This is a genomic window from Pseudonocardia hispaniensis (genome assembly GCF_042658695.1).
Taxonomy (GTDB): Bacteria; Actinomycetota; Actinomycetes; order Mycobacteriales; family Pseudonocardiaceae; genus Pseudonocardia; species Pseudonocardia hispaniensis.
In genome coordinates, this window is the sequence record NZ_JBHSQW010000044.1 from 466,440 (window position 1) to 466,741 (window position 302).

At 63.6% G+C, this 302-nt stretch carries 1 protein-coding gene; it reads left to right on the top strand.

What is annotated here, in order from left to right; translation table 11 throughout:
- The coding region (locus ACFQE5_RS22535) for a cbb3-type cytochrome c oxidase subunit I (protein ID WP_379587885.1) at positions 1–302 on the top strand (302 nt) is incomplete at both ends.

A 302-nucleotide genomic window follows, 5' to 3' on the forward strand; every position in this document is an offset into this window, starting at 1 on the left:
CCGCGGTGTGGGCGCACCACATGTTCGCCACCGGCGCGGTGCTGCTGGCCTTCTTCTCCCTGACCAGTTTCCTGATCGCGATCCCGACCGGCATCAAGTTCGTCAACTGGATCGGCACCATGTGGCGCGGCAAGCTGACCTTCGAAACGCCGATGCTGTTCTCGATCGGCTTCGCCGTGACCTTCCTGTTCGGCGGGATGACCGGGGTGCTGCTGGCCTCCCCACCGCTGGACTTCCACGTCTCGGACACCTACTTCGTGGTGGCCCACTTCCACTACGTGCTGTTCGGCACGATCGTGTTC